Below are 23,532 nucleotides of genomic sequence, written 5' to 3' on the forward strand. Positions count from 1 at the left end.
CATGTTACAATACAACCTGAACTTATATTTTTAGAAGGCGGTTGATACTGTTGATTTACATCATCAAATTTGTATACAGCTTTGTGCTTCCTCCCGGCCTGTTTATCGTGCTTCTGCTAGGTCTAGTCATTTGGTTATGGAAAAAAAACCGCCGGCCAGCACTAGTTCTACTCGGGGTTACACTATTAATGTATTTCTCCATGACACCCTTAGTCAGCGATGCGCTGATCGGCAGTCTAGAACGGAAATATCCGCAGCCGAATACTTTGCAAGGAGATGTCATCGTCGTACTCGGCGGGGGCGCCAGCTCTGGCACACCGGATGTAGATGGCGAGGGCAATTTATACGGATCAGCAGCAAATCGCCTGCTTACTGCTGTTCGCCTCCATCGGCAGACAGGTCTGCCAATCTTATTTTCTGGCGGACAAGTATTCTCCGACAGTGGTAATGAAGCGGATATCGCGCAAAGACAACTACTGGGTCTCGGCATACCCGAAGAGGATATCCTGATCGAGAATCAATCCCTCAACACGGAGCAAAACGCTGTAAATACCGCAGCCATCCTGCAACAAACCGGACTTAAAAAACCTATAATAGTTACTTCAGGTTTTCATATGTCCCGAGCGATGTTGCACTTTAAGAATGCGGGGCTAACAGCGCAAGCCTATCCTACGGATTATATCGCCAGCGCTGATATTGCACTGCAGCCCGCCAAGTTCAGTCCCTCCCCAGGAGCGATTTCCACAACAGGGTTAGCATTGAAGGAATATTTAGGCCAGCTTGCTGCTCGGCTATTTGATTAGTTCTGTAAACTTCGCATGCACAACCTCAGCGAGTAACTGTGGGGCTACGTCCATTTGCTGGCCAATCTTCCCAGCGCTGACAGCCATCGTGTCCAGCCCTTCTGCACTGCTGTCAATGAACGTGGGGTACAGCTTTTTCATTCCAACAGGTGAACAACCACCGCGGATATAGCCTGTCCATTTCTGCAGATCCTTCACTGGCAGCATCTCAATTTTTTTCTCTCCGGCGGCTTTGGCCGCCTTTTTGAGATCCAGCTCTTCGGCAACCGGGATAACAAATACATAAAGATTCGCACCGCTATGAGCGACCAACGTTTTAAAAACCGTCTCTGCCGCCTTTCCAATCTTCTCAGCCACAGCCGTGCCATGGATGAGTCCATCTTCATTGTCATAAGCGAACACTTTATAGCCGATTTTTTTGGCATCCAGCATTCGCATTGCGTTGGTTTTGGTTACTTGCATTGTTGACCTACCTTTCAATATCCTCTATTCCTTAACTTTATGATCAAAGAGGCCCCAAAGCTAATATAGCTTTCAGGACCTCCTGTTGCTGCCGTGCCCATTAATCTCTGGGATAATTAACCTGCATGATATCCATAAAAGGAACTTTTATGATTTCTTCATGGTTACTGAGGTGTACTTTCCCGGTTCGCGAATCCATTTCCACGATCATGCCGCGTACCTCTTCTTCTTTTCCCCATACGGTCAATAAAATCTCAGAACCTTCTTGCTTAGCTTCAACTAACTGATTACCTAACTCCTCAAGCACAAATTCATCTCTTGTGGGCCGCTTGGCCACCTTTGCTTTTGCCACACTAATCCTCCAATAAGCTATTACGGATATTAAGTATATTAAATACTAAGTATGAATGCTCTCATTTATTATACCATGTTTCAGATTAAGGCTCGAACCCCTTCTGGCTCAAGAATAGCTCCTCTTCGGAAAAAACTTGCTGAAGTCCTTCATACACTCTGCGATATGCTGCAGGATCATACCAATCTTCCAGTTGCAGCTCTTCATATAGGGAATAAATCCCTAATCTCCGTGTGCGTTTGCCGCCGCTGCCGTCGCCCATAAAATAGTCATCCACACAGACTCTATCCACCAGAGCCCTTAAGGTCGCTGGAAAAGCTGGACTGCTTGGCAGTACTGGCGCTATAGTAGCTTGAACGGGGATGCCAGCTTCACGCAGAAGCTGTAACGTCTTCAGTCTTGCCGCAATGGGTGGAGCGCTTGGTGTGAATTTTTGCCGAATATCTTCACGGTCTGTTTCTACAGTTATACTTACTCGAACCTTATCCTCTAAACGTAATAATAAATCTATATCTCTGCGAACCAGCGGACTACGGGTCTGCACGAATAGGAAATCGGGCGGGTCTTGTACCATAACCTCCAGTAAAGATCTCGTCACCTGTTCCTTGTGCTCTACCGGTTGATAGGGATCTGTACTTGACGACATAAAAATAGAGACGGGGCCTTTCGCCTTCGCTTTGTGCAGTTCTTTTTGTAAAATCACAGCCGCTTCTTGTTTAACATCTACCCACGTCCCCCACTCCTCTTTGCGGAACAGCGAGACAGGCATCTGGCGTACATAACAATAGGAACAGCCATAAGTGCAGCCCGTATATGGATTTAAGGAATGACTGTAGCCTGACAGATAACCTGTTCCTTTATTCAGCAAGGTTTTTGGGGAGGTGTAATTGGACTCTATTTTCATATATCTGCTGTATACTCTCCTCTCTCCAATTGAAGTAGCTTGGTCTTCATATCCAAACCACCCCGGTATCCTGTTAATGTCCCATTCTTACCAATAACCCGGTGGCAGGGCACCGTAATCAGAATCGGATTCGCACCAATGGCAGTCCCTACCGCGCGCACCGCAGCTGGTTTTTGAATATGTGTAGCAATATCCGAATAGGACCAGGTTTGCCCATATGGAATTTCACATAACGCCTTCCATACCGCAAGCTGAAAAGGAGTACCCTGATAATCAAAAGGAATGCCGAAGCTCTGCCGATTCCCTTGCAAATATTCGCTAAGCTCCTTCACATATGGCGCCATCTTCTCATCGTCCTGCACCAGTTCACTCCCCGGAAAACGACGTCTAACCCATTCGCTTAATTCCTCAAAGGGTTGCTGCTGTGAACCCACATAACTTAACCCCTTTTCTGTGGCTGCAATATAAAAACTCCAGTCCTTATCGGTTAATAATGTCCAGTATAGAATAGCATTTGTTTTATTCTCCATGATTCGGTCCCTCCAAAATAAAATCAGAAGCCAACGTTACTTTCTGTTTGTTAAGCTGACGAAACTGTGTGGGCGTATACCCCGTTTTTTTCTTATATAAAGTAATAAAATATGATGTATTGGGCAAACCCACGCGTAATGCAATCTCAGCAACTGCCTGCTCTGTAGTAAGCAAATACTCAGAGGCCTTAGCGATTCTCTTTTGCTGTATATAATCCACGGGAGTGATTCCTGTTACTTTTTTAAAGGTTCGATGTAAATGATAAGGACTGCCATGACATACCTCAGCTAACGTTTCAAGGGAGAGGGGGGCCATATAATTATGATCAATGTATTCCGTCATCACAGCTACCCATTCCTTATCAGGAAGACGCTCACCTGTCGGTTTACATCTTTTGCAAGGACGAAATCCGGCAGCCAGCGCTTGTTCAGCATTCTGAAAAACACACGCATTCTCCCGATTGGGTGCTTTGGATTTGCAAGAGGGTCGACAAAAAATCCCTGTAGTCTTCACCGCATAAAAAAATATGTCGTTATAAGCAACATCGTTTTGCAAAATAGCCTGCCATTGCTCCTCAGTCATTTGTTCCTCATCTTCAATCTTGTTCATCGCCTTCACCTCTAATGCAATTATACCCCTGAGCAGGCTCATCTGTACTCAATTTGGAATGGAAAAGCAAGATAGTGAAATCCAAAAGGGTGAGATTGCTCGTAATTACACTTTGTTTAGCGAATACGCACTACCTTTGTCAACCGTGCAGGGAGCCGCTGCTGGACAACGAATATTACTCATAACATGACTACGTGAACTGGAGGAATCGAAATTGGATATTCTAAAAACAAAAGATGCCGCAGAGCTGCTGTCAGTTAGTCTAACCACAATTAAACGTTGGGCTGCCATGTTCCCTGATTTTTTTCCAAAAGACCGATTTGGCCATTATGTGTTCTCAGAGCAGCAAATCGGCCTGCTCAATCATATTAAAGACCGTATTAATCACGGAGAAGCCTTGGAATGTATACAACTCACACTCACGAATGAGCAGCAAATTTCCACATCACAACAGGAAAATCCACTACAGCACACAGATGCTGAGCCTATGAAGGATATCTTGTCTCGCATCAACAATGTTGAACGTGCACTCGATCAAAAAGCCGACGAAGTAGTATTGATACAACTGCTACAGCAGCGTGAGGAGCTTGAGGATCTACGAATAATGATCAAGCAAATAGCGGCATCCATAGAACCGTTGCAAGTGTCTAACGGCAAACCGCTCACCTCTTATGAAAATTCCCAGTCCACTGCCACTACCAGGCTAACGGCTCCGCCAAGAAAACGCGGCCTGTTACGTTCTTTATTTTTCTTTTAAGCCTGAAATGTAAAAAAAGAACCTACTTCAGACAATCCCGAAGTAGATTCATATAAGTAAAAACATATTTAGGATCTCCCCCTGTCACCCTAAACGGTGGCGGGGGGTTTGCTTTTTCCTAACAATAAGCTCGATCCTCCGGAACATTCTACTCTTTATGCAATAAAGCTGCTCCTGCAATCCCCGGATGTGTCATTTCGTAAGGATCCAGAATCAGATTAAGCTCTTCTTCGGTTAGCACATTATATTTAATGCACAATTCCCGTACAGATTCCCCAGTCAAAATCGCCTCTCTAGCAATCCGCGATACCACTTCATACCCCAGATGCGGGTTCACAGCTGTAATGATTCCGACACTCCGCTCCACGTCCCGCTCAAGCTTTTCCTTATTGGCTTCAATCCCAGCCAGACAGAAGTCTGTGAAGACTTGGAAGGAATTGTTCATGATACTGATGGACTGAATGAGATTGAACACAAGCACAGGCTCCATAACATTCAGCTCCAGTTGACCCGCTTGGGAAGCCAGACAGATCGTATGATCGTTCCCTATGACTTGAAAAGCCACCTGATTAATGACCTCTGCCATAACCGGATTAACTTTGCCCGGCATAATTGAAGATCCAGGCTGGCGTGCAGGCAATGAGATCTCATTAAACCCAGTCCGCGGACCGGAGGCCATCAACCGCAGATCATTAGCGATCTTGGACATGTTCATCATGCATACTTTTAGGGCAGCAGACACTTCTGTATAGGCGTCCGTATTTTGGGTGGCATCGACGAGATGATCTGCCGTTACGAGCGGCAATTCACTGATCTCAGCTAAGTGCTCTACAACCAATTCAATATAACGAGGATCAGCATTTAATCCTGTACCTACTGCTGTTGCCCCCATATTGACTTCATACAGATGATGGCGTGTATGTTCAATACGTTTGATATCTCTTTCCAGCACTCTGCGATAAGCCTCGAATTCTTGACCCAGACGAATCGGCACTGCATCTTGAAGATGTGTCCGACCCATTTTTATCACAGGATCGAATTCATCCGCTTTTACCGCAAACACATCATGCATTCTGTGCATCGTTACAAGCAGCTGCTCCAGCAGTGAAAGTGTGGCAATATGAATTGCCGTCGGGAACGCATCATTTGTAGACTGCGCCATATTTACATGTGAATTGGGGCTTAAGTGACGATAGTCTCCTTTTTCATGGCCAAGCAGTTCTAAAGCACGGTTAGCAATAACCTCATTCGCATTCATATTTAACGAGGTACCCGCACCACCCTGAATAGGATCTACAATAAATTGCTCATGCCACTGACCCTCGATGATTTCTTCTGCTGCTTTCACTACAACTTCTCCAAGCCCTCGATAGAGACGGCCAACTTCCATATTTGCAAGCGCAGCGGCTTTTTTTACAATCCCCATCGCTTTGATTAACTCTTTGTGAACCCGATAGCCCGTAATAGGAAAGTTCTCGACTGCGCGTAGTGTCTGAATCCCATAATAAGCGTTCTTATCTACCTGTTTACTGCCTAGAAAGTCATTTTCTACACGAAATTCAGTTTCAATCACTGTTATATCCCTCGCATTCATTATGATTAGGTTTATTAGAAAATAAGTAAGCGCAATCATTTCTATCTCACTTAGATATTAACCTTTATTGTGACAAATGTCTCTCAGAAAAATAGGGTTTAATGTAATTAATTACTATTTAGTAACCTAATACCGCTATTCTAAAGGGAAATGTGCTTAGGGAGGATTGAATTACCAAATCGTTAGGTCTAGTTTATCCAGATAAATTGTCGCTCACCCCAATTATAAGTATTTTGGACAAAATCACGTTTACGGATACTTAGGTATCTATTGCGGGCTGTGCAATGGGGCATCACATCCTTTCATGTACCTCCTTATTAAAGAAGCCGGCCAAAAAGGCCGACTTGGATTACTATTTATCACAGCAATTGTGTATTTTTTATACTGAATAATGATCTAATGAGATCTGGATTCCATTAAGCTGAGCTTGCGGTAATTCTGACTCCCTACTAATACTCAGAACTAAGCTTTCACCATCCATGTTGGTATAATTCGCTGCTAATACCTCTCCCACTTCGAAATTCCTTTCTTTATGAGCCATAGCTGCGGCAAAAGCCTCTAAACCAATAATACCACATTCAGCCGCTTTCTTAATGCCCAATGCTTCAACGATCACACCACCCGGCATCCCTGCGACTGATACCTCTATGAATCTAGACCGTTCCTGCAGCTGATAAGAGTGAGATAAATAAATAACAACATACGTCTCACCAACCTGCCCGTACAATGTGTTAGGCTCTTGTTTCCATTCCCCTTGGGGAAGTACACCGATGATCGTATTCTTTTCACCCTGGGGGATTGGGAATAGAGAAATGATGACATTCTTGTGATAGAGAACCTCCATATAACGGCTTTGATGGCGGGGATCTCCCTCATTGTAGCCTTGTCCCGGGTGGAAGAAATACAGCTGATTTGCGCCTCCCTCTCCACTCACAGGTAACGAAAAAGCCCAGCGAAGCTGCTCATTATCGAATTCCTCAACCCGCTCCCACATCCCGCCTGCTGCAAACTCTTCTGTAATATAAGCATAGGAATGAAGCAAAGGCTGCGGCTGTGGATCCGTTGGGACAACCTTCTGAGTAATCTTCCTTACTTCCACTGGTGACTGGTGATTCATGGCTGCGGCTAATATTTCATCGGATGCTTGATAGAATAATAAACCGGCATACTCCGTGCGCGGCATCATCTCAGGCAGCTGGAAATCTCCAAACTGAACATAATCATGAAGCACATTAGCATCGCCGGGAACATCATGCGGCCAGCCTCTAGAATGCGCACCAACCCAAGCGCCACGCAGATAGAATTCAGCTCGTACATTCCATAAATGGTCAAGCATTTCTTTAAGGCTTGTAGTAAGCTCCGTATCCTCAGGCGGGACAAGTTCCAACGCACAGGTGAATGCCTGCACCCAATGCCAAAACCACGGAAGACTGCCGTATTCCGGCATCCCTTTAGTACGAATATAAGCCAGTGTATCCTTCAGACTCTGCCGGCCATCCTCAAGCAATATTTCATCCGCAAACATGGTGCCAAAAATCAGCTTAGCAGCTGTATATTTAGCTTCATGATGCCCAATAGTAACCACCGGCTTACGGTAGAAATCACTGCGATAAATATGTCCAAACGCTGTATTCAGAACTATGCGAAGTTGAGCGTTTAATGCTTCTCCGTATCTTTTGCAAAAATACGCCAGCAGGTTGCCCATAAGCTCCACTGGTAACTCATGCGGTGACGCATCTCGCGGCACTGGATTTAATCCGAGTGGCCAATGGCCGTATAACTCCGTGCCAGGCTGCCGGTTCTGAAGCATTAAGATCTCCAGCAGCACATCCTGTGCTTTCTGTTTCGCTTGCTCACGATCAAAAGGCAGCTCAAATGAATCATCAACAGCCGCTGCAAAAAGATACGAAGCATAATAAAAGTTATTTCGCACATCATCATGGAACCAGAGTCCACTTTCCAATAAAGAGCGTTGCTCCGCTTCCAGTGCTATATTAAAAATAATTTCTTGCTGACGTTCCTTATAAGTACTCTGGATATTTTTCAACCCCGGCATTACTTTTCAACCTCCATCATTTCAGTTTTATATCATCTTCCGGCATTCATGAAAATCGAGCATAATAGCTCTATTGTGCACACTTTCCGTTCATTTTGCAATTGGAAAAACCAATAAATAAACATAAATAAACGAAAGAGAAAAGATTAGTACTTGTAAAATGAACATAAATGGACTAAAGTGTACCTATACGAACGATAATATGTACACAAAGGAGATTGAACATTCAATGGAAAGACGTTTCGCATCCCATCCTAATGAAGTAAAACAATTTGACACTGAGCGCCTCCGTAAGGAATTCCACATTCCCGTTATTTTTGCACCAGATGAGCTAAAGCTTGTCCTAACCCATGAAGATCGTATGATCGTTGGTGGAGCTAATCCTGTAAAAGAAGAGGTTGCGCTTACTACTGACCTTAAAGAACTTGGGGTTACTTATTTCTTGGAACGCCGTGAACTGGGCATCATCAATGTCGGTGGTAAAGGCTCCGTGGTTGTAGATGGCACAGAATATGAAGTAGATTTCAAAGAATGTCTTTATGTAGGTCAAGGTTCTAAAGATGTAGTCTTCAAAAGTGCAGACGCTTCCAAACCTGCTAAATTCTATTTGAATTCTGCTCCTGCCCATCAGTCCTACCCTACTACCAAAACCACACTGGCCGATTCTGAATCCGGTGCGATGGGTGGTCTGGAGAACTCTAACGAGCGGACAATCCACCGCTTCATTCACACAAATGGTGTGCAAAGTGCCCAACTGGTTATGGGTATGACCCAACTGAAACCAGGCAGCATGTGGAACACAATGCCAGCACATACCCATCCACGCCGGATGGAAGCCTATTTCTATTTTGATCTTCCGGACGATTCCGTTGTATTCCACTTGATGGGAGAACCTGACGAAACCCGCCATATCGTAATGCATAACGAACAAGCGGTTATTTCTCCAAGCTGGTCCATCCACAGTGGTGTCGGCACTCATAACTATACTTTTATCTGGAGTATGGCTGGCGATAATAAAAGATATGATGATATGGACCCCGTATCCATGAAAGAATTACAATAGAGATAAATCAATTACGGAAAGATGAGGCAGGCGGATGAACCCGATACGACGACACGAGATGATTATGGAAGTTATGCTGAACCAAAAAGATGTAACGGTGAATGAACTGAGCGATAAGCTTCAGGTTACTGGAAAAACAATACGCGAGGATTTAAGTAGGCTGGAGGAACAAGGACTGATCGTACGTGTACATGGCGGAGCTGTGCTGGCACAAAGCGACCAGTTTGGTATTTTGCCCTCCAAGGACCCGCTGGATAAATACTCTGACGAGAAGACGGAGATTGCCTTGCGTGCGCTTGCTCATATTGAACCGGACGATATTATCGCTCTTGACGGCGGTAGCACCACGCTTGAAATTGCTCGGCGTCTGGACAATATGCCACTAACGGTAGTCACCAATGATGTATACATCATCAGCGAACTGGTTCCCAAAGATAACATCCGTCTGGTCGTTCCCGGTGGTTATCGTGTCCGTAATATGTTGGCTGGTCCTGAAGCCGTCTCCTATGTACAAAAGCTTAATATTCAAAAAGCATTCCTTTCTTCGACTGCTATTCATATAGAGCATGGACTCTCCATTTATACAGGAGATTTAATTGAGTTCAAGCAAGCCCTTGTATCTACAGCCCGTAAGGTATTCGCGGTTGTAGATCATCATAAATTCGGCCATACTGCACTGCGTACCTTCGCTTCCCTACAAGAAGTTGACGTGATCCTGACGGACAAAGGGCTCTCCCCCGAAACGGCAGAACAGTTCCGCAGTGCAGGCGTTACAATTGAATGCGGGTAAAAACCCGGAATAACAATCCATTTACAATAAAGGGGCGTAATTTATATGTCATCATTATTCAGCTTGGCAGGTAAAACAGCTATTGTAACAGGCGCAGCTCAAGGTCTTGGACAAGGAATCGCGCTTGCATTTGCAGAAGCCGGTGCAGATGTTGCATCAGTCTCCCTTAATTCGAGTGAAGAAACTGTAAATGCAGCAAAAGCTTTTGGAGTAAAAGCAGTTAGTATCGAATCTGACTTAAGTGATCATAGCAAGCTGCAAAGCACTTTTGACCAAGCGCTAGAGCTGACCGGACATGTTGACATTCTCGTAAACTGCGCCGGAATGATCCGCCGTGCACCGGCAAAAGATCATAGTGAAAAAGACTGGTTTGATGTAATCAATTTGAACCTGAACACAGTGTTCCTTCTGTCGCAAATTGCAGGCCGCCACTTCCTGGAAAGAGGATCCGGCAAAATCATTAACATCGCCTCCATGCTCTCCTATCAAGGCGGAATCAATGTCCCTGGTTACACTGCGAGTAAACACGGGGTTGCTGGTCTTACTAAAGCTTTTGCCAATGAATGGGCAGGCTCCGGTCTGAACATCAATGCAATTGCACCAGGTTATATGGCTACTGAAAATACCGCTCCAATCCGTGCCGACCAAAGTCGTTCGGACTCTATCTTAGACCGTATCCCTGCAGCACGTTGGGGAACGCCTGATGATGTTAAAGGTCCTGCCGTATTCTTGGCTTCCGCAGCATCTGACTACCTGAACGGTCACGTTCTTAATGTGGATGGCGGATGGATGGCTAGATAATCCATACAAAAATGGGTGTCCCATAGGGGCACCCATTTTTTTTGACTCAGCTGACCCATCTACATACGCAGTAGCTTAAAGGATTCAACTAACCGATCTGCACACGCAGAAGCTAAAGGACTCAGCTGACCGATCTGCACATGCAGCAGCTAGAGGACACAGTTGACCGATCTCCATACGCAGCAGCTTAAAGGACTCAGCAGACCTATCTCCATACGCAGCAGTTAAAAGACTCAACTGAACAATCTGCACACGCAGCAGCTAAAGGACTCAACTAACCGATCTGCATACGCAGCAGCTAAAGGACTCAACTGAACAATCTGCACATGCAGAAGCTAAAGGACTCAGCTGACCTTATACACCGTTTTATCCGCTATTTGGATAGCTATCGGACCTCATAGCCGCTATTGGTGCAAAAAAAGCTAATTATAAGCTCCTTCCTGAGCTATAGCGACGCTGGAGTCCGAAAACCTGCTTAATAGGCGTTAAATTCGCAAATAGGGGCATCTGGGTCCGAAAATCTCAGTACCAGTGGTGGTTGATCCTTCTGCGTCATTTAAATAAGCTTGCAATGCAATTCACATCAAAATCACTAGTCATTCTAAAGTTTCCCGAACTGTATTTGTCCTTCTTATCAAGATCCGTCACATACAGGAAGTTAGTATCCGTAAGATTCATGCCAAACCTCAAGCTGTTATTCACAATAATACTTATCCAGTAGGTCTCCGTAGATTTGTCCAAAGCACTACTTCTTCTCAATTTTACATCTGAAAAAGCATAAATGATCTTTTCAATTTCCTTCGGATCTTCAATCACTACCTTTTCATCCACTGAGTATTTCTCAATCTCGATAGAGGTGATTTCTGTTTCGTCGATTTGATCCAACACTAAATTCTCAAATGAATTATAACTATGGTAGAGATTAATGATTACTGGGATTTCGATCAATAAAAAAATAAGTACGAGAAATACATAACGTTTCTTCATATTCATAATTATGAACACCCTATTTCTACAAACTCCTCTGGATGAGAGCGAATATATTCGCCAATTATTCTATGCGTATTTGGTGTCAGGTTCTTATATCGTTCGAATAACCCAGTAATTACTTCTAACAGCTGAGGGTCTCGATCCAAATCCGTGATGGCAGCATCCGCCCACTCTTTACCCAGTCGATGATTTCTTTCCTCGAGAAATGTCTTTGTTTCCTGAAGCAAAAGAATCATGGGTGAATCGTCAAAAAATCGTATGCCTCCTATCACCCCTGTCCAATACCCTGGCAGGTCTTGCATGTAGGAAATCCAAGCATAATACTCCCCTTCGGAATTACAGCTGTGACCATATAGCACTCTGAACATACATAATGCTTGTTGCCCCTCTGTGAGCTTCGAGATCACTTCTGATTTGGTCGATGGCGATTTTCCGCGAATCAGCTGAAAGGTAGGCTCCATACAGGCCCATCCTAACCTTTCATCACTTAAAGTGTCCAAGTCTTCCTGCTTCATGGCTACTAAATTCATTTAACTCCTCCTTTGATTAACATCCAAAAATATACATATCTTTCTTAACGATGTCAATAAAAATCGCTTGGGCACATGAAGCAATTCGATCGTTTTTATGATACGCTTTAGGCAGTAGATATTTTCACGAAGGAGCTTTTCTATGCATAATGAGATACTTACTATATTTGATGAAGGCGGTCACCGAATCGGTACAGCTCCACGGAAAGAAGTACACCGGTTAGGACATTGGCACGAGACCTTCCACTGCTGGTTTATAAGCAAAACCCAAGAAATCCCCTATATTTATTTACAGCTTCGTAGTGAGCAGAAACAAGAATATGCAGGATTGCTGGACATCACGGCCGCTGGACATTTGCTGACACACGAAACGGTAGAGGACGGGATTCGCGAGGTTCAAGAAGAACTCGGTTTGGAGCTAGCTTTTGATGAGCTGATTCCCTTAGGTACAATTCCTTACTGTATGATCAAAGAAAATCTAATCGATAAAGAACGAGCGCATGTTTTTGTTTATAACAATCCTTATCCACTGGACGATTTTAAGCTGCAAGAAGAAGAGGTCGCAGGAATTGTTATCACAAAGTTTGCGGACTTCCGAAGCTTTTGGCAGGGAGAAATACATAGTCTACAAATCAATGGTTTCAAAGTCGATTCAAACGGGCAGAAAATCAACATTCAACAGAGTGTGGATCGGACTCATTTTGTGCCTCATGAAGCAGCTTATTTCACTCGGATCATTGAGGGCATCGAAGCAATAATTCTAACATCAACCATCGTCACGGAGGACATATGATCATTAATCCTCAAACATCTACAGTGAATGGAATCCAATACAGCATTAGATCTGCTGCCTCAAAAGACGCTAAGGTGTTGTCTGAATTAAGAGTACGTATCGATGGAGAGACTGAGAATTTAGATCGGGAACCAGGCGAAGCCTTTATTGACGAAGAAGGATTTGAACAGCTTATTCAAGCCGATTCAGAGAAAAATAATAACCTCTTTCTAGTCGCAGTAGTGGATGATCAAATCGTTGCGTTCTCCAGATGCGAAGGTTATCCCTTAAAAAGATTCGCTCATAAAGTAGAATTCGGAGTATGTGTGCTGCAGGAGTATTGGGGATATGGTATTGGAAAAAATCTTCTTGGCGAATCGATTGCCTGGGCTGACACTAACGGTATTCAAAAGATCACCCTAAATGTGCTGGAAACGAACACCAATGCTATTAAGCTTTATCAAAAGCTTGGCTTTGAAATCGAAGGGATTTTAAAGAAAGATAAACTTCTATCGGACGGCAAATTGTATAACACCATTATGATGGGAAGAGTTAAGAACTGATTCTATTCAAAAAAAAGGCAGAACCTGAATCTCAGGTCCTGCCTTTTTATTATACTAATGCTTTACGCTTCAACATCACGAGTCCATTCACCGCTAGATTCAATAGGACCGGAGCTGAAAGACCTGATTCCAAGTCTGTGTATTCCGCTCCATCCAGCTCTACCGTTTGCGGACTGCCGCTGAAATTTTGCACAAAAACATAATCACTTTCGCCATCTGTGCGAAGTTGTGCAGTCACACCTGCTGGAAGCTCACTATCCATCGCACGGGTAATTCCTGCCTTAGATGTGATCGCTGCGTATAGCTCAACATAGAATGAAGTCTCTTTCACCCGGGTAGCAAGATGGTACCCATTTCCTTCACCGAAACGATTGACTGTAAGCGCTGGACGGCCCGCATAGAAATCGTTGCGATAATGCCCCAAAGCCTCTGCACCTTCCAAATGAATCAGCTCGGCAATCTCATGCGCATCGTAGTCACCGCTTAGCTTAAGTTTATTACCTGCCTCCATTACTAACCCGTTCAGATCACGGCTGTGCAGCCCTTCTGTCTCCTCTGCCCAAATCCCCAGTGTTCTGCGCAGTGGACCAGGGAATCCTCCCAGATGACATAAATCCGTTTCGTTAACTACTCCTGACCAATAGGTTGCGAGGAATGTGCCGCCTTGCTCCACATATTTCTCAATTCGCTTTCCATTCTCTTCACTAATCAGATATAACATAGGTGCAACAACCAGCTTGTAGGCAGACAAATCATCTCCAGAGCCTATAATATCAACTGGAATGCCCAGCTCCCAAAGTGCACGATAATGCTGCAGCACCGTCTCCTCATAACGTAATCCGGAATTACGGATGCCTTGCGCATCCTTTATCGCCCAGCGGTTGTCCCAATCGAAAATAATCGCCGTCTGCGCCGGAGTGGACGTACCCACTACTTCCGTCATTCCCGCCAGCGTCTTTCCTACTTCCGCTACATCTTGGAATACTCGAGTCTCGGAGTGGCCACTGTGGTCTACAACTGCACCGTGGAACTTCTCACTTGATCCGCGGCTTTTGCGCCATTGGAAATACTGCACAGAATCCGAACCATGCGCTACCGCTTGCAAGGAAGACAGCTTGTGCATTCCGGGACGTTTTAGCTTACTGACCGATTGCCAGTTCGTAAGGGATGGCGTGCTTTCCATCAGCAAGAACGGTTTCTTTTTAAAAGAGCGCATTAAGTCGTAGTGCATCGCCGTCCATGCTGCCAATCTAGTATCGTCACCGTCTTCGGTATAATGCCAGTCTGGATAAGCGTCCCATGAGACCACATCCAAGATTTTGGCCAGCTCGCGGTAATCAATACCATCGATCATATGCATATTCGTCGTAATAGGCAGCTCTAGATTGTACGGACGAACCGTATTGATCTCGTGCTGGCAGAAGTCAATCGTCCGTTCACTAACAAAACGCCGCCAGTCAAGATTCAAGCCGTGTACTTGTGTCTCACCATGTGGAGCTGGGGATTCAACCTGTGACCATGAAGTATAGGTATGGCTCCAAAAAGTAGCCCACCAAGCATGATTCACCTCATCCAAACTGTTATTATATTTCACCTTCAGCCATTCTCTAAAAGCATCCTGGCAGAGCTCACAGTGACACTCCCCACCGAACTCATTCGAAATATGCCACCCGATAATGGCTGGATGCTGGCTGTACCGTTCCGCTAGCTTTGCATTTAGAATTGCAGTTTTCTCACGGTACACTGGTGAGGTATAGCAATGGTTATGACGGAAGCCATGCAAATTGTGAACACGGTTACGCTCCACTCTTAAGACTTCTGGATATTTTTGCGACATCCATGCTGGGCGGGCACCACTTGGCGTTGCCAAGATAGCGTAAATCCCATTCTCTGCAAAAGAATCAAGTACACCATCCAACCATTCGAAAGTGAACACACCCTCTTCTGGTTCAAGAGATACCCACGAGAAAATGCCTACGGACATGACATTGCAGCCCGCCAGCTTCATTAATCGGATATCCTCACGCAATACTTCCGGATATTTAAGCCATTGTTCAGGATTATAATCAGCACCGTGCAGCATGACACCAGCTTTACTGCTTATCGGGGAATGTTTTTTATTCATTGTGTACGATCATCCTCTCAATTCTGCCCATTTATGGAATGGGACTATTCTCTGATGACAGGCTAGAAGCGTAAGCTATCTAATTCAGGAATCATCATTTATACTATTTATAATATAAGAAAAGTCATTTCAATCAGTAGGAATATAGTCTCGAAGTGATAGCACAAAATGAAGATGAGGTGATGAACCTGCTGCCTTTTTCTCTGATTGAATTACCACGCGACTCTGGAACGTTACCCCTATCCCCCTACTCTGTAGGTCGTCATATCCAATTCCATCATGTGCGCCCAGCAGGATTTCCTGTGTATCAAATCTTTTTGATCCGGACCGGAACCGGTTTATTTCGTGATCTGGAAAATGGCACAGAAATCATACTGGAACCGGGGATGGCTTTTGCCTTCCCACCAGATCGAGGTCATGAATATTATCCTACCTCTCATGAACCGTGGCATGTTGGCTTTATCGGTTTTCAAGGCAGTCAAGCTCAAGGATTGCTGGAAGCGCTTGAACTGCTCCCTTCTGCTCCTTATCGACCGGAGCGTTTTGAACAATGCTGGGAAGAAATCGGCCAAATTTGGCATACGGTGAATTCTCCTGCCTCCAATCGGCAAGACGAGATGTGGATGCAGGAGTTGTCTATCACGCTCTATAGACTGCTCTTAATGCTGCGCCCTGCCAAGAGTTCACAAAGCTCCGCTAATCGTCTAGCCTTCGAGTCTGTCCGAAATGAAGCCCTAACTACAGCCGTCGGGCTGATCAACGAGCATTACACAGAACCGCTTCTGATCTCCAATCTTGCAGCAGCAGTCGGCTACTCCGTGCAGCATTTCCAGCGTTTATTCGTGCAGGAATACGGGGTCACTCCGCATAAGTATTTGCAGAATCTGCGGCTGGAGCGGGCGCTGCAATTAATGACGGAGGATGTGGAGATCCCCGTTCAAGATATTGCGCTTCAGCTGGGCATGGAGACTAATTATTTTATACGTGTCTTCCGAAAAAACTACGGCTGTACACCAGGAGTAATGAAAATACGTTTGCTACTAGGCGAGCAAATGAAGTAACGCTTCCAAGCCTAATGAAGATATTGTAAAATTAAGCAGATGATAGCTTGTGAATTGGGGGCACCACAGATGGCCTAACAGCTTGGAGTGGCACACCTCACGGCTTCGATGTATATATCAGCTCAGATCTTCAGGAATGGTCCGAACCCATTGCTGCCTTTCGTCCAGATCCTAATTTTTGGGCTGATCATCATTTCTGGGCACCAGAGGTTCACCGCTACAACGGAAAATATTATATGTTCGCTTCTTTTAAAAGACATGGGGTTCCACGGGGGACACAAATATTAAGCGCGGAAACACCTGAGGGTCCTTATCTCCCTATCAGCAATCATCCGATTACCCCTGCTTCTTGGGAGTGCCTTGACGGAACGTTATATGTAGATAAAGAAGACAAACCTTGGATGATCTTTTGCCGTGAATGGATTGAAGTGACGGATGGAGAAATGTATGCCGTTCGGCTGAAGGAGGATTTAAGCGCTAGTATTGGTGAACCCGTGCTGCTTTTCCAGGCTTCACAAGCTCCTTGGACGGTAGGTGGCAAAGAAGGGCAGTACGTAACTGACGGTCCTTTTATGCATCAGACTAGCAGTGGTGAGCTGCTTATGTTGTGGTCTAGCAGTGGAGCCGGTGGTTATGCCATGGGTTTAGCCCGATCCATCAGCGGTGACATTAGTGGACCTTGGCAACATGATCCTGAGCCTCTTTATGCCAAAGATGGTGGACATGGAATGTTGTTTCGTGATTTGACGGGCAGACTTATGCTGGCTATTCATGCCCCAAATCTCAACCCACAAGAACGGCCGCTGCTTATTGAGATCCAGGAAAGCTCCAGAACGATTTCGATAAAATCATTGTAATGTAGAACGGAGTAGAACCCTTGGAACAAAAGATTAAGTCCTTATTTAATGACCAGATTGTAAGTGCCGCCTGTACGAAATATGGTATCCCCATAGATGAGCTAACGTTCATTGGCGGATTTCAAAATTTTGTTTATGAATACCAACTTAGTAACCATCAATATATTCTAAGATTTACTCATAGCTCGCTACGTAGTAAGGATTTGTTGGCGGCTGAACTTGAATGGATTCTATACATAGCAGATCATGGCGTTTCAGTATCAAGACCCGTATGTTCTCTTCAGGGTAATTTAGTTGAGCAAATAGAGATCGGTGATTCGTGCTTTAGGGTATCTTCCTTTGAAAAAGCACAAGGGAAACGAATAGGTTACCCAGACTGCCTGAAAGATGTAGAGCTCTATGAGCAGTGTGGCATGATCACTGGACAAATGCACAGATTAGCAAAATCTTATAAACCACACACCAAAAGACATGCGTGGCATCAGAACTACTACCTGCAGAATGTAACCAGGTTTATTCCTTCATCCCAAAGTGGCGTTTTAGAAAGCTGTAAGGCGCTTATGGATCGGCTAAAGCATCTCGACGCTGATATAAATACCTATGGTCTCATCCATGGGGATATCAATGTAGGCAACTTTTTGGTCGACAATGGTAAGCTGACCTTGTTTGATTTTGATGAAGCTCAGTACAGCTGGTTTGTAGAAGATATCGCCATTCAACTGTATTATCTAGTCTACGTTTACGGGGATGATAGTATGGAGGACAGGCAGCTTCAATGTCAGCGTTTTATGGAGCACTTTCTAAAAGGCTACGTTAAAGAGAACAGTATTTCAGAAAATGAGCTGAAGCTAATTCCTCTTTTTCTTCGATTAAGAGAGATTATTGTTTATACAGGGATGTACCGGAGTTTTGATATGTCTAACCTAGATGATTGGACCAAAGATTATTTAACGCAGAGTAAGGCGAGAATTGAGAATGGTATTTCCATCATTGAGTCTTATTTCTGAACAAACATCCAAAGCGTTTCATATGATGTGTCTCTCTTACAAAACCCACAGCTATCACTGTGGGTTTTGTGTTCTCTAAACAAGTCCATTTTGCTTTTAAGAGGTTGATATGCCGTGACTCTATCCTAACTTGGACATATCGTATAAATGAGACTTTTCCCAAAAATGCATATGAGGGGTTGGTTAAATGAGTGCTGTACCTCACTACAAGGCGAACCAACAAGGTATTTCCATTATTACCTGTACCAATCGCCATAATTATTTAAACAACCTATTTCAAAATTACAGCAGACAAAAATATGCAAATAAAGAACTTATCATTATTATCAATAATAATAAAATTCCACTATCCCCCTACCTAACCTTAGCTAAAAAACACAAAAATATTAAGATATTTCGTAAACCTGAACATAAATCTCTCGGTTCATGCTTAAACTATGCCGTAACAAAATGCAAATATCATACCATCGCCAAATTTGATGACGACGATTATTATGCCCCTCATTATTTGACGGAAAGTAATCTGACCTTACAAAGAACTAAAGCTGATATCCTTGGAAAACGGGCTCACTATATGTATTTACTAGGTTCAAATACTTTGATTCTTCGTTTTGCAAATGATGAACACCGGACGGTTACCCATCTCCCTGGCGCTACGCTCGTCTTCAAACGAAAAGTATTCGATCATGTGAAATTTCCTAATAAAAACGTAGGTGAGGATGATCTCTTTTGCAGCAGAAGCAGAAAGAAAGGTTATAAGGTTTATTCTGCGAGTAAAAATAACTTCGTTGCCATACGTAGAAAAAACTCTTCAAAACATACATGGATTATCAGTGATAGTACGTTAATAGCTAACCATAAGATCATCCGGAATATTAAAAACTACAGGAATTTTGTTGGACGCAGTCCAAAGATTCCGTTATGAAGTTAACTGCTGAATCTACTTCATCTGCTGTGTCTATTCTAACTTGTACGAAACGACTTGATTGTATTAAAACCATGTTTGATAACTATCAACGACAGAATTTCAAATCTAAAGAACTTATCGTGATCATAAATAATGATAGCTTGAGAATTGAAGATTATATACATGCTGCAAAAAAACATAAAAACGTACGGATCTATAAACTACCAGAATATCGTTCACTCGGGTTTTGTCTGAATTTTGGTGTGCACTTAGCGAATTATAGTTGTATCGCTAAATTTGATGACGACGATTATTACTCTGCCAACTATTTAACGGATAGTATGAAAATCCTCCATAAAACTAAAGCTGATATCTTTGGAAAACGAGCTCACTATATGTATTTAAATGATAAGAAGCTACTCTTGCTTCGTTATCTTAATATGGAAAATAAACAGGTAACCAATGTTCAGGGTGCCACCCTACTCGTAAAACGAAATGTCTTCCAGCAGATTTCTTTTCCAGATTGGAATAAAGGTGAATGTGTTAAGTTTTGTGCGGATTGCGCTGCACAGGGCTTTAAGATTTATGCAGGAAATAAGTATAACTTCGCTGCGGTTCGTAGAAAAAACTCCAAAGATCACACATGGATCGTTAGTGACAAGAAACTTCTAGCTCAAAATGTTAAAGTTCTAAAGGTAAAAAACTTCAAAAAATACGTAACTCGAGGCTGATTTAATCAAACTCATTCTAGCAGTTGCGACTTAGTAACCCAATAAAAAGACTGGACAGCAATTAGCTAAGCGGCTATTCGCATCCAGTCTTTCATATTTTTAAAAAGTGTAATCGAAAAATTTCTCTGCATTCCTTAAACTAGCCCATATATCAGAGCTTTCTCCGCCTATATACCAATAAGCTACTCCAGCTAGTTTTTTAGTAACCGCTAAGTTGTATTTAGTTATTAATGAACGCCCATCCTCAATCCAAATCGTATGTTTTATAGCTTGTTTCGAGTAGCTCGCGACATATTGTCCCAGAGTAGAATTCCACACAGGTTTCGATGCATAGCTGCTGATGATCTGATTTTGCTCCGGAAGCGTAATATATTCAGAGGATAAAACCGTTCCCTTCTGGTTCAGTGTCCAATCCCGATTATATAAGGGCAATGCCAATATAACTTTTTGACTAGGTACAACTTTTAGGATTGTATTCACAGCCTTTTGATCATAAGAAAGCGAAGCATTGGACCCCGGAACTTGACTCCCGTCATAATGCTCATCATACCCCATCATCACCATGTAATTCACTTGCTTGCCTAGGGCAGCATAGTCAAAAGCTTCTGTCCAATCCGTTCCAAGATCAGGGGATACATCCATCGACAGAATAACATTGAGCGAATGCATTTTCTCGGCCAATAAAGTAATAAACGAAGTCAAATACACACGATCTTCGGCCGCTACATTTTCAAAATCTATATTTAGTCCATCTAATCCATATTTACTCACTAAAGCAGCTAATTGTTTGACTGCCGTATTCCTTGCGGTTGTACTCAACAGCATTTGATGCGTCGCTTCTTGATCCGATCGATTGCCAACCATCGCCCAGACTTGCCTTTTATTCTTTTTTGCCCAAGTTACCAGCGAGACATCTGTCGAATCCGTTACTGTCCCTGTTTTTCCAACATAATACCAACGTGGTGAGAGTGTGTTGACGTTCGATTGCAAAACATGATTCTCAAATTGTGACGTCGTGAGACCATACTGCCAGCCTATAACAATACGTTTGTCCGGATCACTTTCCAGCTCTGCCGCCCAGCTTGTATGTTGCAGCACCCGATCCATCAGCACTGCCGTCTCTTGCCTGGTTATCGGGTCCGTGGGTCGAAAATTTCCGCTATTATCGCCCTTCATTAATCCGCGATCATTAACCTTGGCTACAGCAGCACTTGCCCAGCTAGCAATTTGTTGCCGATCTTTAAAATTGGTTTGTGCGGTAGTTGCAGTGTTTGTTTGCTTTAGCGCTTTGGCTATCCACACAGCCGCTTCCTGCCGAGTAACTGCTTTTGCGGGTGCAAAAGTAGTTGCCGAAGTGCCGTTCGCCAGTTCAAGCTGAATTGCTGCCTGTATCCAGCCGTAATACCAAGCGCTTTTGGCTACGTCGGTATAAGGAGATACCGGACTCAACGCTGGATCAAGCTTCAACAGACGATCAAGAACTGTAATAAATTCAGCTCTAGTAATCGATTGAGTAGGTGAAAATTTAGTATTCGAGGTGCCAGTTAATATATTCCGGTTATATAAATCTATGATTTCTTTTTTTGCATAACTAGTGTTTATATCCTCAAAAGGAACCCCGTTATCGGCCGATATATGCTGAATAAATACTCCGGCGTATAGCACGACAGCGAGGGTCATTATAGTAAATCTAGCAAATATATTCTTCACGGGTTAAGAGATTCCCCCTTGGTTATCAATCTTTGAATTATACCAAGGATACAATCCATAAACATCGCTAAAATATTGGTAGAGTACGATAGGATCAGCTCTTCGGATTATGCAAAAAGAGACTAAGAACCACACCACACAGCGCCAAGCCCAATGAAACTAGGAACGTGTCGTGAAATCCTGCAACCATAGCCTCTAAAGGTAGCTTCTGATTTCCTTGACTCATTTGAGTAGCTATATTCGAAGTCAATAAGCCCGACATTATAGCGACAGCAAAGGAACCCACAATTTGTTGTGCAGAGGCAGTAAGTGGGGTCACACGGCTGATCAAATCCTTCGGAGCGGCCTTAAGCACATGTGTACCGAGCTGCATAGTAGTTAATCCTTGGCCAAGTCCCATAATGGCAAAATAACTGATCATAACGTATACACTTGTATCATTTTGTAAACGTGACAAAAGAAAGAGTCCGGTGGACAGCAGCACAAGTCCAGAGAACACAACGGGCCGAGCTCCATACTTATCAAATAATTTTCCTCCAATAATCATGCCAGCAAAGGATATTAAAGCTTGAGGAATAACTAAAAGTCCCGATTCAAAGGAAGAAAAACCTCTGACCTGCTGCAAAAAAATTGGAATTAACAGAATCGAACCAAATAAGGCGAACTGATTAATCCAGGTCAAAATCATACCTTTACTAAATTCTAGAGATCGAAAAGAGCGAAGTTCCAATAACGGTTCTTTTTGGCGCAATTCCACGAAAATAAACAAGGCTAAAGCAATGAAGCTGAACGCAAGAGATATAATCGTTATACGATCCCCCCAGCCGTCCACTCCCCCTCTATGCACCCCAAATACCAAGCTGGAGAAAGCGAGTGGTGATAAAATCACACCCCAAATATCCAATTTAGCTTTATTCCCCTTCTCTATTACCGGAAGAAATTTCACTCCAACAATCATTGCAATAATACCAATGGGGACATTAATCAGAAAAATCCAGTGCCAGCTTGCATATTCCAACAGCCATCCTGACAGTACAGGACCAAGAACAGGCGCAATTAACATCGGTAGTCCAAGCAATCCCATGATTGAACCTCTTTTATCGGGAGGTGCGATTTTGAATGACATAGCCATACCAATTGGAGCAATCATCCCTCCGCCTAATCCCTGCAAAATACGAAAGATTATCAGCTCTGTTGTGGATTGTGCCATTGAGCATAATAAAGAACCTATGGTAAACAATACGATCGAAGCTAAAAAAACATGTTTGGCAGTAAACTTATCCGAGAACCAACCGGCCAATGGGATAATTACGGATAAAGCCAGCGTATAACCCGTGATGGCCCACTGTATTGTTTTTAGGCTAGCATCAAAGGTTTTTTCAAGCTGCGGGATCGCTACATTCATAATTGTACTGTCGAGCATAACCAGCAACATTCCTGTTATAAGTGCCAGTATTACGGGAAGTATTGCTTTTATAGAAAATTCTTTGGTGACTGGTTGGGATTGTTCCACTTGTAGATTACTCATGGGTCTATACACATCCTTTTTAATTTTTA

The 23,532-nt window shown here is 43.6% G+C and carries 25 protein-coding genes; 13 read left to right on the forward strand and 12 right to left on the reverse strand.

Translation table 11 applies throughout. From position 1 onward, the window contains the following. Nucleotides 1–50 precede the first annotated feature (50 nt). On the forward strand, nucleotides 51–803 hold the full coding sequence (locus NSQ50_RS17915; RefSeq protein ID WP_076225150.1) for a YdcF family protein: 753 nt from the start codon (nucleotides 51–53) through the stop codon (nucleotides 801–803). Here NSQ50_RS17915 and ybaK read toward each other — a convergent pair. The 5 genes from ybaK to NSQ50_RS17940 form a co-directional block, all read right to left on the reverse strand. Further along, nucleotides 792–1,265: a Cys-tRNA(Pro) deacylase gene (gene ybaK / locus NSQ50_RS17920; protein WP_036688304.1), complete on the reverse strand. Its 474-nt coding sequence runs from the start codon at nucleotides 1,263–1,265 to the stop codon at nucleotides 792–794. The two genes, NSQ50_RS17915 and ybaK, sit on opposite strands and share 12 nt — an antisense overlap. A 100-nt stretch (nucleotides 1,266–1,365) precedes the next feature. Further along, on the reverse strand, nucleotides 1,366–1,617 hold the full coding sequence (locus tag NSQ50_RS17925; protein WP_036688306.1) for a YolD-like family protein: 252 nt from the start codon (nucleotides 1,615–1,617) through the stop codon (nucleotides 1,366–1,368). An 85-nt stretch (nucleotides 1,618–1,702) separates the two neighbouring features. After that, nucleotides 1,703–2,521, reverse strand: coding sequence for an SPL family radical SAM protein (locus NSQ50_RS17930; protein ID WP_076146483.1), 819 nt, complete (start codon nucleotides 2,519–2,521; stop codon nucleotides 1,703–1,705). Next, the gene (locus NSQ50_RS17935; protein ID WP_076146485.1) at nucleotides 2,518–3,051 is read right to left on the reverse strand and encodes a methylated-DNA--[protein]-cysteine S-methyltransferase; all 534 of its coding nucleotides are present in this window, start codon (nucleotides 3,049–3,051) and stop codon (nucleotides 2,518–2,520) included. The genes NSQ50_RS17930 and NSQ50_RS17935 overlap by 4 nt, the downstream gene beginning before the upstream one ends. Next, nucleotides 3,041–3,661 (reverse strand): bifunctional transcriptional activator/DNA repair enzyme AdaA, encoded by a 621-nt coding sequence (locus NSQ50_RS17940; RefSeq protein WP_256717121.1) that lies wholly within the window; start codon nucleotides 3,659–3,661, stop codon nucleotides 3,041–3,043. The genes NSQ50_RS17935 and NSQ50_RS17940 overlap by 11 nt, the downstream gene beginning before the upstream one ends. A gap of 58 nt (nucleotides 3,662–3,719) precedes the next feature. Between NSQ50_RS17940 and NSQ50_RS17945 the strand changes: the two genes are divergently transcribed. Together NSQ50_RS17945 and NSQ50_RS17950 are read left to right on the forward strand one after the other, a co-directional pair. Then, on the forward strand, nucleotides 3,720–3,851 hold the full coding sequence (locus NSQ50_RS17945; protein WP_256716016.1) for a hypothetical protein: 132 nt from the start codon (nucleotides 3,720–3,722) through the stop codon (nucleotides 3,849–3,851). Nucleotides 3,852–3,875: 24 nt separating this feature from the next. Then, entirely contained in the window at nucleotides 3,876–4,418 is a 543-nt protein-coding gene (locus tag NSQ50_RS17950) for a MerR family transcriptional regulator (RefSeq protein WP_076146489.1), read from the forward strand. 148 nt (nucleotides 4,419–4,566) lie between these two features. On the opposite strand, the gene aspA is transcribed toward NSQ50_RS17950, so the two are convergent. Beyond that, entirely contained in the window at nucleotides 4,567–5,991 is a 1,425-nt protein-coding gene (gene aspA, locus NSQ50_RS17955; protein ID WP_036689072.1) for an aspartate ammonia-lyase, read from the reverse strand. Between the two features lie 400 nt (nucleotides 5,992–6,391). Then, nucleotides 6,392–8,068: a hypothetical protein gene (locus NSQ50_RS17960; protein WP_076146491.1), complete on the reverse strand. Its 1,677-nt coding sequence runs from the start codon at nucleotides 8,066–8,068 to the stop codon at nucleotides 6,392–6,394. Nucleotides 8,069–8,297: 229 nt separating this feature from the next. On the opposite strand from NSQ50_RS17960, the gene kduI reads away from it, so the two are divergent. Genes kduI through kduD form a run of 3 tightly spaced genes read left to right on the forward strand, consistent with a single transcriptional unit; the run spans nucleotide 8,298 to nucleotide 10,722 of the window. Next, nucleotides 8,298–9,131, forward strand: coding sequence for a 5-dehydro-4-deoxy-D-glucuronate isomerase (kduI, locus tag NSQ50_RS17965; protein ID WP_036688322.1), 834 nt, complete (start codon nucleotides 8,298–8,300; stop codon nucleotides 9,129–9,131). Between the two features lie 34 nt (nucleotides 9,132–9,165). Further along, nucleotides 9,166–9,921 carry a DeoR/GlpR family DNA-binding transcription regulator gene (locus tag NSQ50_RS17970; RefSeq protein ID WP_038571843.1) on the forward strand — a complete coding sequence of 252 codons (756 nt, stop codon included), beginning with the start codon at nucleotides 9,166–9,168 and terminating at the stop codon, nucleotides 9,919–9,921. Between the two features lie 45 nt (nucleotides 9,922–9,966). Next, nucleotides 9,967–10,722 carry a 2-dehydro-3-deoxy-D-gluconate 5-dehydrogenase KduD gene (kduD, locus tag NSQ50_RS17975; protein WP_036688326.1) on the forward strand — a complete coding sequence of 252 codons (756 nt, stop codon included), beginning with the start codon at nucleotides 9,967–9,969 and terminating at the stop codon, nucleotides 10,720–10,722. A 552-nt stretch (nucleotides 10,723–11,274) separates the two neighbouring features. On the opposite strand, the gene NSQ50_RS17980 is transcribed toward kduD, so the two are convergent. Further along, nucleotides 11,275–11,715 (reverse strand): hypothetical protein, encoded by a 441-nt coding sequence (locus tag NSQ50_RS17980; protein ID WP_076146493.1) that lies wholly within the window; start codon nucleotides 11,713–11,715, stop codon nucleotides 11,275–11,277. A 2-nt stretch (nucleotides 11,716–11,717) separates the two neighbouring features. After that, on the reverse strand, nucleotides 11,718–12,242 hold the full coding sequence (locus NSQ50_RS17985) for a hypothetical protein (protein ID WP_076146496.1): 525 nt from the start codon (nucleotides 12,240–12,242) through the stop codon (nucleotides 11,718–11,720). 142 nt (nucleotides 12,243–12,384) lie between these two features. On the opposite strand from NSQ50_RS17985, the gene NSQ50_RS17990 reads away from it, so the two are divergent. Together NSQ50_RS17990 and NSQ50_RS17995 are read left to right on the forward strand one after the other, a co-directional pair. Then, the gene (locus tag NSQ50_RS17990; RefSeq protein WP_076146498.1) at nucleotides 12,385–13,035 is read left to right on the forward strand and encodes an NUDIX hydrolase; all 651 of its coding nucleotides are present in this window, start codon (nucleotides 12,385–12,387) and stop codon (nucleotides 13,033–13,035) included. After that, nucleotides 13,032–13,577: a GNAT family N-acetyltransferase gene (locus NSQ50_RS17995; RefSeq protein WP_076098930.1), complete on the forward strand. Its 546-nt coding sequence runs from the start codon at nucleotides 13,032–13,034 to the stop codon at nucleotides 13,575–13,577. The genes NSQ50_RS17990 and NSQ50_RS17995 overlap by 4 nt, the downstream gene beginning before the upstream one ends. A gap of 49 nt (nucleotides 13,578–13,626) precedes the next feature. Here the strand turns inward: NSQ50_RS17995 and NSQ50_RS18000 are convergent, their stop codons facing one another. Next, nucleotides 13,627–15,702: a beta-galactosidase gene (locus NSQ50_RS18000; RefSeq protein ID WP_076225151.1), complete on the reverse strand. Its 2,076-nt coding sequence runs from the start codon at nucleotides 15,700–15,702 to the stop codon at nucleotides 13,627–13,629. Nucleotides 15,703–15,857: 155 nt separating this feature from the next. Here NSQ50_RS18000 and NSQ50_RS18005 point away from each other — a divergent pair, with 155 nt between their 5' ends. From NSQ50_RS18005 to NSQ50_RS18025, 5 genes are all read left to right on the forward strand, one after another. Next, complete coding sequence (locus NSQ50_RS18005; protein WP_256717122.1) at nucleotides 15,858–16,763, forward strand: helix-turn-helix domain-containing protein; 906 nt, start codon at nucleotides 15,858–15,860, stop codon at nucleotides 16,761–16,763. A gap of 53 nt (nucleotides 16,764–16,816) precedes the next feature. After that, nucleotides 16,817–17,620, forward strand: coding sequence for a glycoside hydrolase family 43 protein (locus tag NSQ50_RS18010; RefSeq protein WP_143760578.1), 804 nt, complete (start codon nucleotides 16,817–16,819; stop codon nucleotides 17,618–17,620). Between the two features lie 20 nt (nucleotides 17,621–17,640). After that, nucleotides 17,641–18,627 (forward strand): phosphotransferase enzyme family protein, encoded by a 987-nt coding sequence (locus tag NSQ50_RS18015; protein ID WP_038571862.1) that lies wholly within the window; start codon nucleotides 17,641–17,643, stop codon nucleotides 18,625–18,627. Between the two features lie 187 nt (nucleotides 18,628–18,814). After that, nucleotides 18,815–19,552, forward strand: a complete 738-nt coding sequence (locus NSQ50_RS18020) for a glycosyltransferase (protein WP_076225152.1) — start codon at nucleotides 18,815–18,817, stop codon at nucleotides 19,550–19,552. Further along, nucleotides 19,549–20,265 (forward strand): glycosyltransferase family 2 protein, encoded by a 717-nt coding sequence (locus tag NSQ50_RS18025; protein ID WP_076146502.1) that lies wholly within the window; start codon nucleotides 19,549–19,551, stop codon nucleotides 20,263–20,265. The genes NSQ50_RS18020 and NSQ50_RS18025 overlap by 4 nt, the downstream gene beginning before the upstream one ends. A 99-nt stretch (nucleotides 20,266–20,364) precedes the next feature. Here the strand turns inward: NSQ50_RS18025 and NSQ50_RS18030 are convergent, their stop codons facing one another. Together NSQ50_RS18030 and NSQ50_RS18035 are read right to left on the reverse strand one after the other, a co-directional pair. Beyond that, nucleotides 20,365–21,975: an S-layer homology domain-containing protein gene (locus NSQ50_RS18030; RefSeq protein ID WP_036688356.1), complete on the reverse strand. Its 1,611-nt coding sequence runs from the start codon at nucleotides 21,973–21,975 to the stop codon at nucleotides 20,365–20,367. Nucleotides 21,976–22,069: 94 nt separating this feature from the next. Continuing rightward, a complete protein-coding gene (locus NSQ50_RS18035; protein WP_076225153.1) occupies nucleotides 22,070–23,503 on the reverse strand; it encodes an MDR family MFS transporter in 1,434 nt (477 codons plus the stop codon). Between the last annotated feature and the right edge of the window lie 29 nt (nucleotides 23,504–23,532).

The sequence above is a fragment of the Paenibacillus sp. FSL R10-2788 genome (genome assembly GCF_038003885.1).
Classification (GTDB): domain Bacteria; phylum Bacillota; class Bacilli; order Paenibacillales; family Paenibacillaceae; genus Paenibacillus_AQ; species Paenibacillus_AQ odorifer.